The sequence below is a fragment of the Mangrovibacterium lignilyticum genome, assembly GCF_010882175.1.
GTDB classification, from domain to species: Bacteria; Bacteroidota; Bacteroidia; order Bacteroidales; family Prolixibacteraceae; genus Mangrovibacterium; species Mangrovibacterium lignilyticum.
Genome location: NZ_WKLH01000004.1, coordinates 1 through 11,325, shown reverse-complemented (window position 1 = coordinate 11,325; position 11,325 = coordinate 1). Strand labels below are relative to the sequence as shown.

The window sequence follows — 11,325 nt, the reverse complement described above, 5'->3', positions numbered from 1 at the left end:
GCCGTTGCATCGCCAAAGACTGGTGTATTCGGACACTCAACCGGTGATACAACTGCTGGACAAGTAATCACTGGTGCAGTAGTATCAACAACGTCGATAGTTTTGCTGCAACTGCTTGAATTACCTACACAGTCGGTGGCTGTCCACGTACGGGTCACACTGTATTCCTGCGGACATGCTCCTGGTGTGGTAACATCTTCATACGTAATCGTCGGAGAGTCATCACAGGCATCAACTGCCGTTGCATCGCCAAAGACTGGTGTATTCGGACACTCAACCGGTGATACAACTGTCGGACAGGTAATCACTGGTGCAGTAGTATCAACAACGTCGATCGTTTTGCTGCAACTGCTTGAATTACCTACACAGTCGGTGGCTGTCCATGTACGGGTCACACTGTATTCCTGCGGACATGCTCCTGGTGTGGTAATATCTTCATACGTAATCGTCGGAGAGTCATCACAGGCATCAACTGCCGTTGCATCTCCAAAGACTGGTGTATTCGGACACTCAACCGGTGATACAACTGTTGGACAAGTAATCACTGGTGCAGTAGTATCAACAACGTCGATCGTTTTGCTGCAACTGCTTGAATTGCCTACACAGTCGGTGGCTGTCCATGTACGGGTTACACTGTATTCCTGCGGACATGTTCCTGGTGTGGTTACATCTTCATACGTAATCGTCGGAGAGTCATCACAGGCATCAACTGCCGTTGCATCACCAAAGACTGGTGTATTCGGACACTCAACCGGTGATACAACTGTTGGACAAGTAATCACTGGTGCTGTGGTATCAACAACATCGATCGTTTTGCTGCAACTGCTTGAATTACCTACACAGTCGGTGGCTGTCCACGTACGGGTCACACTGTATTCCTGCGGACATGTTCCCGGTGTGGTTACATCTTCATACGTAATCGTTGGAGAGTCATCACAGGCATCAACTGCTGTTGCATCTCCAAAGACGGGTGTATTCGGACACTCAACCGGTGAAACAACTGTTGGACATGTAATCACTGGTGCAGTAGTATCAACAACATCGATCGTTTTGCTGCAACTGCTCGAATTGCCTACACAGTCGGTGGCTGTCCATGTACGGGTTACACTGTATTCCTGCGGACATGTTCCCGGTGTGGTTACATCTTCATACGTAATCGTCGGAGAGTCATCACAGGCATCAACTGCCGTTGCATCGCCAAAGACGGGTGTATTCGGACACTCAACCGGTGAAACAACTGTCGGACAGGTAATCACTGGTGCAGTAGTATCAACAACGTCGATCGTTTTGCTGCACGAAGCACTGTTACCACAGGCATCGGTAGCTGTCCAGGTGCGGGTCACACTGTATTCCTGTGGACACGATCCCGGCGTGGTTACATCTGCAAATGTGACGGTCGGGGCGCTATCGCAGTCATCCGTGGCCGTTGCATCGCCAAAGACCGGTGTATTTGGACACTCGATCGGTGATACTACCGTTGGACAACTAAGTACTGGCGGTGTCACATCCGCATTTACCGTAAAGGTTGCACCGCAGGAATCCATCCGGTCACAATAGTCTACTGCTTTAATCCAGTAAGTTTTTGTAAACCCACAATAGAAATCAGCGGGTAAATCATCAGGAAGCACGTCTCCGCCCGTGGTTACTGTAACAGGTGCGGTTTGATTACCCGTTCCTGCAACATACTCAAACTGAGCTTTCCAGGCATCCCATAATGCTTCTGTGGCATCACAAGAAGTATAAGTTGCATCTCCCGGGCAATTCACCTTCGGTGGATTTGAAACAATATTTACCTGGGCAGGTTCTCCGGGCAAGTCTTTCAACTCTGCAGTTGAAGATTCACCGGAAGTTCTTGTACGGGTAAATACAGTACTGATACCCCGACAAGGATTCGGGTCCAGGTCAAATATCGCACTCAAATTAATGGCGCCCTCGCACCATTGGTTAATATCATAATAGTAAAGTGGCCCGGTAAAATCAGTTCCTCCGTTAGATGCGGTGATATTGGCAACTTCGAGCTGGTCAAAAGCAGGGAAATGGACATAGGTCTTTTCGGTATTCACTGTAGCCAAAATGGAACCGTAGGGATAACCGTCGCCGGCACCGGGAGATGACTCCTCAGAGACCATTTCATACATAAATGTACCATCTAATTGCTGTTTCCAAACAAGAACGATCACATTGGCAACAGGTCCACCATTGACAAATTCAACCGTTACCAAAACATCACCCTCGGTACGACCACTATCAACTCCCATACTTTCAAAGTGACCGTAGTCGTAACCCGATTTTTGCCCATCAGTAATCATATATAAGGGCTCCTGTAGGAATTCAAAATCGATATAACTACTCCCGGAAGTTACTTCACGGTCGCAAGCCCAAGCCACCCAGATATCATCCGGATCACCAGGTTCACCATTAACACCAATCAAATTAGGGTCGCCCCGGGTAAAAATAACCCCGCAGTTTTGAATTTCATTTTTCGGTGGATTAGATCCGTGCCCCCAAGTCATTGTATTCGGATCATGGTTGATTTTAGTCGAACTGGTAAAGATCGTCGGGTCCTTATTCGTAATATCGTCGAAATAGCGAACTACTGTATAATCATCAACAGCATAAGGGGCTTCTACTGCTGCTGTATCGCCTACAATATTGAATACACCGCCCCCCGGGCCGGGATAAACATTATCCCAATAAAAAATATCACCGGAAGTTCCAAAGTTATGCCAGACGGTGTCGTTTGCTCCGTATCCGGTAGGAATATAAGGCTCAGTGCCATCATAAACGTAGACATCCAGAGAGTCGCCAAACACATGGTTGGCATAAGCATTACCATCAATGGCCGTTCCGTTTGTCGGAGCTTGTACCGGGGCTATCCCCAGTATATTACCGGTAACACTTTGGGCCGTTAACGTCAGGGGTGCTAAAAGAAATGCCAGCATCACAGAAACAATCGTTATTCCGCAATACCAACATCGATAATCTCTTTTTTTAGAGGGAGAGAGGTAAAGGTTCTCCATAATTCAATGAATTTAGGGTTTGAATTGTTTTTGCATTGCCCGACTAGCTTGGTTTAGTTATTGTCCGATTTTCGATCGCGTGCAAAAACGGGTTATATACATACACATAAATTCCCTTAATCACAGGGAATCGCAACAGAGAGTTCCAGACGAATAAGTCTGCTTAAATTGGAAAAAAAGATAGTCGAAAATGGTACGGACTTCAATCGGGAATATTACGGATATTTCATCTCCAAAATCGCATAACATACTGTTTTACATACTTTAACGCGCAATAAAATACAAGTTTGTCTGATTTATTTAGGAGACAATTGAAGAGCAAAAAAAAAGCGACACAGTTATTTGAACATGACCACCTTAAGCGTCACAGGGGTACTTCGGAAGTACCCCTCCCCCCCTCCGGGTCGACTCGCTGACCATCGAAACCAACCAATTTCGGTAAGACGGAAACCGAAGTTCCCGCCTGTGCGACTTCTTCGACCAAGGCAACGACTCCAATCGCCGAACCGGGAACCCGTGTTTCAAAATCGACGGGACGGCTTATGAATCTTGAAACTTCGCTTCCTAAAATTGCAACCTGACTCCAGGATTGTGGAAGTGCATTATCGGGAGATGCGACTCCAGTTCCCCGTTCGGCAACAGCAGTTCTTCTTTTTTGAGCTGCTATTCCGATTTGAGCAAATCGCTTCGGGACTATTGCAACTACAGTCTCCGGAGAGTTACAAAAAGGCGCCCGAATGATCTTCATTTTAAACCGGGAACCAGCGGGAGACATAAAAAAACGGAGACTGTTTCCAGCCTCCGTTCAGGTGTCGTATGCAAATTTTATTATTCGCCTGAGCCGGAAACACTCCGGTTACCATTGGCGGAAAAACGCTGTTTCAGCTCTTCGTAAATCGGTTTCGAACCGGGAATACTCATTTTCGCAGCCTGCTTCACCGAATTATAATAACTCAGCGCAGCTACATAACTTTCCGATCCGGCCTGCATGGTCGTATCCGCCAAGTCGTTGGCTAATTGCTGCACCGGCATGAGTATCGAATTTAACTTCTCCCAGCTAGCCATATCATCCGAAAAACCAGTAAGACTGACATAGGGTGGCATAAACTGGGAATTGGTTTAGCTAAACTCCAAAGTCTTGAGCACGAAGGGCGAAGTGCCATCACTAACTTTCGGAATCGTCTTTCGCTCTTCTGCATTCAACGCAATCAGGTAAGGTTTCAACACGGTTGCTGCATTAATAATGTGTTGCAAAGCTTCCGCCGCAACTTCGTCAGGAATCTTGAAATCAATTTTATTATCCATAAAATCATCGTTTTGGGTGATTAGTAAAAAGGTTATCAACAACAAGTTACGACCCAATGATCGAAATAACAGCATCTATTAAGAAGAGTTTCACGAACGAGTGGTTCTTGATGCTCTACCCCCCTGATTGGCTTCACGAATGAACTTTTCGACTGATAGTCAATCCGCAAGGAATCAATTGAAAAAGCAAAAAAGGGAATCGATAAAACCCGATTCCCTTTTGAATTCACTTGATGAATAAACTCAAGGAAGCCGGACAGTGTGCCCGACTTCCCATCGTGATTCCTGAAATACTACTCTCTACCTTACTTAAGCAGTTATTCGAAGAAACGAAACCACATTATTCGCAATCATTTTCATCCAAATCTATTCGTCAAAAATAATCTGTCCGTTAATGACTGTATCGCCCAGCATAAACCGGTAGATGTATGCACCTGAAACGACGCCATCCGGTATATATTGAGTTTTCACGTATTGACCTTCAGTTACCTGCTGTTTCAGAACGACAGCCACTTTCTGACCGAACATATTGAACAGTTCAAGTCGTGCTAATCCATCCTGGTCTGCCGTAAACTCGAAAGTAATTTGGTCTGAGAACGGGTTCGGATACGCCGTTACAACCGTAGCTGACTTCAGGCTTAAAGTTGAACCTGACTCCGCACTGAATACTTCAACCGGACTTGCACAAACGATCGATTCGCTATATGCGCCGTTGTCTGATAATGCGACAGGTGTATAGCCTTCAATTTTACAGCTAACTGCGTGTACAATTACCCAAACCGGACCGGAGACATCGGTAAACTGAACGGTGTACATGGTTGCCATGTCCAGGTTTCCGTCGCCGAAGTTGTATTGTCCCGGAGAAACAGTGTAACTACCATTTTTCATCGGGAACATATCACAGCCGACATCGACATGAACTTGCTCCAGGTAATACGGAGCGTCGAGCATATAAACAACGGTTACAGTACTACCGGAATAAGTCACATGAGCGGAGCCGATCGGATCGGTAATTGGTGCGCAATCCGGGTTACCGGCATAAATTGGCCAGTATTCGTCGTCGCCTTCAGCCAGGCTGTTGCTCCAACCCCAGTTACTGAATCCATAGTCATAGAAACATGCATTGTCATCGCTGCGAGCATAGGCAGTATTACAAGTTGGGTGACAAGTGTATGAGATGATTTGTTCACAACTTGCAGAATTACCTGCACAATCGGTGGCTGTCCATGTTCTTGTAGTCGTCCATCCGTACATATCGGTAACTGTTACATCGGTGTAACCGATATCCGGATTCGGATCACAATTGTCGGTTGCTGTAGCTTCGCCGGTATCGACAATATCCTCGCAAACGGCGTAAACATCAGCCGGACAAGTAATGACAGGTGGTGTTGTGTCGTAAACGGTAACCAATTTTGAACAAGTACTGCTGTTGCCTGCACAGTCGGTTGCTGTCCAGGTATAGGTCAGTGTACCTAATCCGCAGTCATCCAAACTTCCTGTTACAACAGGACCTGTAACCATCGGATCGTCATCGCAATTATCGGTAACAGACGAAGGACCATTAACGGTTCCGACTTCACACTCGAAGCTCTGATCGCCACTACAAACAATTACAGGTGGTGTAGTGTCGTAAACGCTTACTGATTTTGAACATGTACTGCTGTTGCCTGCACAGTCGGTTGCTGTCCAGGTGTAAGTCAGTGTTCCTAATCCGCAGTCATTCAGACTTCCTGTTACAACAGGACCTGTAACCATCGGATCGTCGTCGCAATTATCGGTAACAGACGAAGGACCATTTACGGTTCCTACTTCACACTCGAAGCTCTGATCGCCACTACAAACAATTACAGGCGGTGTAGTGTCGTAAACGCTTACCGATTTTGAACATGTACTGCTGTTGCCTGCACAGTCGGTAGCTGTCCAGGTGTAAGTCAGTGTTCCCAATCCGCAGTCATCCAAACTACCTGTTACAACAGGACCTGTAACCATCGGATCATCATCGCAATTATCGGTAACAGACGACGGACCATCAACGGTTCCGACTTCACACTCGAAGCTCTGATCGCCACTACAAACAATTACAGGTGGTGTAGTGTCGTAAACGCTGACTGATTTTGAACAAGTACTGCTGTTGCCTGCACAGTCGGTTGCTGTCCAGGTGTAAGTCAGTGTTCCTAATCCGCAGTCATCCAAGCTACCTGTTACAACAGGACCTGTAACCATCGGATCGTCATCGCAATTATCGGTAACAGACGAAGGACCATCAACGGTTCCGACTTCACACTCGAAGCGCTGATCGCCACTGCAAACAATTACAGGTGGTGTAGTGTCGTAAACGCTTACTGATTTTGAACAAGTACTGCTGTTGCCTGCACAGTCGGTAGCTGTCCAGGTGTAAGTCAGCGTTCCCAATCCGCAGTCATCCAGACTACCTGTTACAACAGGACCTGTAACCATCGGATCGTCATCGCAATTATCGGTAACAGACGAAGGACCATCAACGGTTCCTACTTCACACTCGAAGCTCTGATCGCCACTGCAAACAATTACAGGTGGTGTAGTGTCGTAAACGCTTACTGATTTTGAACAAGTACTGCTGTTGCCTGCGCAGTCGGTAGCTGTCCAGGTGTAAGTCAGTGTTCCTAATCCGCAGTCATCCAAGCTACCTGTTACAACAGGACCTGTAACCATCGGATCGTCATCGCAATTATCGGTAACAGACGAAGGACCATCAACGGTTCCGACTTCACACTCGAAGCTCTGATCGCCACTACAAACAATTACAGGTGGTGTAGTGTCGTAAACGCTTACTGATTTTGAACAAGTACTGCTGTTGCCTGCACAGTCGGTAGCTGTCCAGGTGTAAGTCAGTGTTCCCAATCCGCAGTCATCCAAGCTACCTGTTACAACAGGACCTGTAACTTCCGGATCGTCATCGCAATTATCACTAACAGACGAAGGACCATTTACGGTTCCGACTTCACACTCGAAGCTCTGATCACCACTACAAACAATTACTGGTGGTGTGGTGTCGTAAACAGTAACCAATTTTGAACAAGTACTGCTGTTGCCTGCACAGTCGGTTGCTGTCCAGGTGTAAGTCAGTGTTCCTAATCCGCAGTCATCCAAACTACCTGTTACAACAGGACCTGTAACCATCGGATCTTCATCACAATTATCAGTCACTGACAATGGACCATTTACGGTTCCGACTTCACACTCGAAGCGCTGATCGTCGCTGCAAGTGATAACCGGTGGTGTTGTGTCAACTACTGTAACTAACTTAGAACAAGTGCTGCTATTACCGCAGTCATCGGTAGCAGTCCAGGTATAGGTCAGCGTTCCTAATCCACAGTCATCCAGACTGCCGGTAACAACAGGCCCTGTGACTATTGGACTCGCATCACAATTATCAGTCACTGATGACGGTCCATTAACTGTTCCTACTTCACATTCGAAGGTCTGATCGTCGCTGCAAGTGATAACCGGATCGGTTGTGTCTCCGGTTACCTCAAATGTACAGGTAACAGTATCGGTGTGCAGACAGCGATCCTGGTAAACAAATTGATAAGAGGTACTGAATCCGCAATGCGGATTTGCAGGCAGTTCGTCGAAAGTGCCATTCGGAACAAAGCCCGAAGCGCCGCCTTCTTTTCCCGGATCGATAATATCGATGTAGTCGCCATTTTTCCAGGCTTCGTATGCTATTGCAATGTCTTCATCTGAAGTACATTCTTCTAACAATACATCTCCACAGGCAATCTCAGGAGGATCTGCCGTAATATTTAATTGAATCGGTGGTCCGGGAAGGTCTTTCAATTGAGACTGACCACTGGACCCGGAAGTACGGGTCCTGATAAATACGGTGCTAACAGTCAAACAGTCATCACCTGACAGTCCGAATAAAGCACTCACGTTTACAGCACCCTCACACCATTGATTGACATCATAATAAGGCAATGTCATTATCTCGCCACCAATATTGAAGTCCATCGTTTGTCCAAATGCCAGGTAATGTACCGGAGTTATCTCGGTATTAACCGTAGCTAATATGCTACCATACGGATAACCATCACCTGCACCCATAGCAGTTTCCGGTCCGATCATATGGTATTCATACTCGACAGGATCAGATCCTTCAATCGGTTCCCAGCGTTGCACAATTACATTGGCTACCGGTCCACCGTTGGTATACTCTACGGTAAGCAGTATGTCATTCGGAGTCCGTCCTCCCGTTTCTGCGGGAGCGTAGCTTGTAAAGTGTCCGGTTTCATCCATCACTAATGCAGCCTGTAGAAACTCAAAGTCGATATAGCTACTACCGTTGGTTTCCTTCCGGTCGGCAGCAAAAGCACACCACAGATCGTCGGGATTTCCGTTCTCGCCATCAATACCTACAAGGTTTTCATCGCCCCAGGTAAATATGGCACCGGCATTCTGAATTTCGTTTTTGCCCGGTGGTTTTCCGGCAACAACATAATAGGTATTCGGGTCGTCGTTAATTTTAGCACCGGTCCTGAAGATCGATAGATCCTCATTGCCGACACCGTCGTTATAAACCACCGTGATATCATTATCAACATCCGGAAAATCGTGAATCACCGGAAAATTGTTAATGATATCCAATACACCTGCAGCCGTATCGTAATCAGCAGTAAATCCAGGTGGTGGTGGGTAGGCTTCCGGCCAATAAAAAATATCACCGGCTTCGCCAAAGTTTTGTTCTACCGAATCGGTCGGGCTGTAAGGGTTTACAACCCAAATTGTCGTATCGCGCCAATAAGCATAGGCATTCCCATCAATGGCCGTACCATGGTGGGGAGCCTGAACAGGAGCAATACCCAAAATATTGCCGGTTATATCTGCCTTATTACCTTGTCCCATCGTCGGACTGGTTGCTAATAATCCAACGATAAAGAATGGCAAAACAAACAATAACTGCCAACATCGGTACTCTCCTTTGTCAGAGGGTAAGAAGTAAAATTTCTTCATATTGTACTGGTTTAAGTTCCAACATCGTTTTTGCACCGATCATTCCTTCATTAAAAAAGAAACAGGCCAGGCTACCAATGCAAAAACTTCAGTTCAATCACACATAATCCCTGCCGCACAGGGAATAGAAACAGAGAGCGCCAAATATAACATCTGGCATAAAAGCAAATAATAAGATAGCGTAAATCAGGACTGACTTCAATCGGGATTCTTACGGATATTTAGAACGCCACCAGCTTAAAAAGGAGTCGCAGGGTACCAAAATCCAGGATCACAGAGAAATAATGGATTCGTCGGAATGCTTATAAACGAAAAAGGGGAACCGGTCAACACCAATCCCCCTTAAATAACTAATAATCTATAGTCGAACTCAAAGAAGCCGGACACTCTTGCCCGGCTTCCCTTTTGATTCTAGAAATGCTACTTTCTACCTCGTGTTAAAGTAGTCTCGTATAGTAATGAAAATGCGTGGTCTCCATTTATTTTCATTTATAATCAGTATAGTTCAACTTGCCGCTTACAACTGTCGCACCTAATTTAAACTGGTAAATATAGGTACCTGTGACAATGCCATCGGGTATATATTGAACTTGAACAAACTCACCTGCCGTTACTTGTTGTCTCAGGATTGAGGCGACTTTTTGACCAAACATGTTGTACAGGTCAATTTTTGCCAGTCCATCCCGATTCGCAGTAAATGAGAAGGTGACTTGGTCGTCGAACGGATTTGGAGATGCTACCAAGTCAACGTCATTTGGTTCAGGACTTTCTACTTCAATTGATTCTTCAGGCTGCAAGTTACAGTCGATACTCAAATCCATTGGTTCATAACCATCGGCGTAGATTGGTCCTTCAGACTCACTGCAACTGCAAATCATCTCGCAGGTTACCGCATGAGCAATGATGTAGAATCCACCCTGAACGTTATCAAACTCTGCTGTCAGACCATTCACATGATCCAGGTATCCAGCATTGAAAGTAAATTGTCCAGGAGCAACTGTTGGTGTACCATTTATAGTCGGATATGGTTCGCATCCCACATAAATGTGAGCTTCGCTCATGGCATAACCTTCATCAATTTGATACTCTACAGTTACCGTACCTCCGGAATAAGTGACAACCACTTGACCTACCAATGCACCTTTGTCGATCATACATTGAGCGGCTCCGGCATACAGAGGCATGGTGTATTCACCTTCTTCAACGATCATATTTGTCCATCCCCAACGACTGAATCCATCTTCCAGGAAGCAACGGGCATCAGACTCATAGTCTCCGTCAAGCTTAGCAATCGCAGTTTCACAATAACCATACTTATCAGATTCCTTAGTCACATAGATTGTTTTCTCTGTCAGATTATCACAATCGTCGGTTACTGAGAACATGTAAGCATAAACTGTGTCACATTCTGTTGCACTATAGAATTCACCTACTGCAGTCAACTCACCGCCTTCAGAACAGTTATCTGTCCAGGCAACAGTGATTTCATAAGGCAATTCTTCGTTGCAGACTGCATAGTCTTCACCCATAATTGTCGGTGGAGTCTCATCGTAAACAGTAATCATTTGTACTCCGGTTGTCATATTTCCGGCACAATCGATCGCTGTCCAGGTACGAGTCACAACACCACAGTGTTCTAATACGACATCATCATTGTAGCTGATTTCGATGTCACCTTCCGCAGTACAGTTGTCGGTAGCTGTGGCCATACCTGCATCACCCATTTCGCATTCGAAACGTACATCTGCAGGAACGTTCAATACTGGTGCTTCGTCATCTTTAACGGTGATCATCTGCTCACAGCTGGATGAATTGCCGGCACAGTCGGTTGCGGTCCACGTACGGGTAATCATGCCCAGGCCGCAGTCATCCAAATCGGATGAATCTACATAACCAATCACGATGTCGCCTTCTGCGGTACAGTTATCGGTGGCTGTTGCCATGCCTGATTCACCGTCGAACTCACAATCAACGATCATATCGGCAGGACAGCTTATTACCGGTGCTT

At 46.1% G+C, this 11,325-nt stretch carries 6 protein-coding genes; all 6 read right to left on the bottom strand.

Annotated elements, in window-relative coordinates:
• On the bottom strand, positions 1 to 3,020 hold a 3,020-nt coding region (locus tag GJV22_RS17655; protein WP_238480357.1), incomplete at its 3' end, for an HYR domain-containing protein.
• Between the two features lie 364 nt (positions 3,021 to 3,384).
• Positions 3,385 to 3,768 carry a hypothetical protein gene (locus GJV22_RS17650; RefSeq protein ID WP_163717049.1) on the bottom strand — a complete coding sequence of 128 codons (384 nt, stop codon included), beginning with the start codon at positions 3,766 to 3,768 and terminating at the stop codon, positions 3,385 to 3,387.
• An 80-nt stretch (positions 3,769 to 3,848) separates the two neighbouring features.
• A complete protein-coding gene (locus GJV22_RS17645; protein WP_163717047.1) occupies positions 3,849 to 4,124 on the bottom strand; it encodes a hypothetical protein in 276 nt (91 codons plus the stop codon).
• 15 nt (positions 4,125 to 4,139) lie between these two features.
• Positions 4,140 to 4,325: a hypothetical protein gene (locus tag GJV22_RS17640; protein WP_163717045.1), complete on the bottom strand. Its 186-nt coding sequence runs from the start codon at positions 4,323 to 4,325 to the stop codon at positions 4,140 to 4,142.
• A gap of 366 nt (positions 4,326 to 4,691) precedes the next feature.
• Positions 4,692 to 9,317, bottom strand: a complete 4,626-nt coding sequence (locus tag GJV22_RS17635; RefSeq protein ID WP_163717043.1) for a T9SS type A sorting domain-containing protein — start codon at positions 9,315 to 9,317, stop codon at positions 4,692 to 4,694.
• A gap of 485 nt (positions 9,318 to 9,802) precedes the next feature.
• A partial coding sequence (locus tag GJV22_RS17630) for a T9SS type A sorting domain-containing protein (protein WP_163717041.1) occupies positions 9,803 to 11,325 on the bottom strand: 1,523 nt, incomplete at its 5' end.

Bases quoted from the DNA above. Each gene is read 5' to 3' on its own strand.
- GJV22_RS17635 (WP_163717043.1), bottom strand. From the start codon at position 9,317: ATGAAGAAATTTTACTTCTTACCCTCTGACAAAGGAGAGTACCGATGT.
- GJV22_RS17640 (WP_163717045.1), bottom strand. From the start codon at position 4,325: ATGGATAATAAAATTGATTTCAAGATTCCTGACGAAGTTGCGGCGGAA.
- GJV22_RS17645 (WP_163717047.1), bottom strand. From the start codon at position 4,124: ATGCCACCCTATGTCAGTCTTACTGGTTTTTCGGATGATATGGCTAGC.
- GJV22_RS17650 (WP_163717049.1), bottom strand. From the start codon at position 3,768: ATGAAGATCATTCGGGCGCCTTTTTGTAACTCTCCGGAGACTGTAGTT.